This is a genomic window from Rhizobacter sp. P2_H2 (genome assembly GCF_056403375.1).
Map to the genome: position 1 here is coordinate 1 of NZ_JBFUFP010001846.1, position 529 is coordinate 529.

Here is a 529-nt window from a genome sequence, read left to right on the forward strand (position 1 = left end):
TCCTGCATTCGCGTTGCAATTGCTCCGAGGGCGCCTCGACGTCTTTTCTCACCTGGAGCCAGTCGCAGGCCACCGGCATCATGTCCCGCTTGCGCAGGTTCTTGAGCTGCTTGATGGCAGTCTCCAGGGCGGTATGCAAATCCCCATTCGCCGCTGTCGATTCGAGCTTCTTGTTCAGCGTCTTGTGCACTTCATCAAGCGCTCCCTGGTCCGGCTCGGGAAACGCCGCCAGCAACTCGCACACGGCACGCTTGACGCTCCTTTTGCCCGACTTGCCATCCGCCGCCACGAAGTCGATACCGCCGTCGGCCAGATCCATCAGGCGCTGCACCAGCACATCACCCGGACTTCCGGACACGCACCGCCCCTCCATCAGTTCGACGAGCCGCCCCCAGTGCGCGGCTTCCTGCACCAGGTAGCGCGCCGTGCCGGCGTCGCCCACCACCTGCTCCTTGAAAGCGGAGTCGGCGGACAGCGGATGGGAAGCTGCCCTGTGCCCTCGCGAGACGGTTCTTGGTGCCTGCATCGG

Annotated in this window: 1 protein-coding gene; it reads right to left on the bottom strand. The window is 64.5% G+C overall.

Annotated elements, in window-relative coordinates:
• The coding region (locus AC1D15_RS36555) for a hypothetical protein (protein ID WP_477829942.1) at nt 1-442 on the bottom strand (442 nt) is incomplete at its 3' end.
• Between the last annotated feature and the right edge of the window lie 87 nt (nt 443-529).